General features: G+C 42.2%; 1 protein-coding gene. It reads right to left on the minus strand.

Annotated features, from left to right (window positions below; translation table 11 throughout):
* Positions 1–211, minus strand: a 211-nt coding sequence (locus GNY06_RS13065) for a hypothetical protein (RefSeq protein ID WP_166520495.1), incomplete at both ends; no start/stop codon positions are given.

Genomic DNA, 211 nt, shown 5'->3' on the forward strand with positions numbered 1-211 from the left:
CCGGAAATGTTGGGTAAATGTTGGAAACGTAGGGCAATAGATCCGGAATAGTTGGGTAAATGTTGCAAATGTAGGGCAATAGATCCGGAAATGTTGGGTAAATGTTGGAAACGTAGGGCAATAGATCCGGAATAGTTGGGTAAATGTTGCAAATGTAGGGCAATAGATCCGGAAATGTTGGGTAAATGTTGGAAACGTAGGGCAATAGATC

Origin of the sequence: Elizabethkingia argenteiflava (assembly GCF_009904105.1) — a bacterium.
Lineage (GTDB): Bacteria > Bacteroidota > Bacteroidia > Flavobacteriales > Weeksellaceae > Elizabethkingia > Elizabethkingia argenteiflava.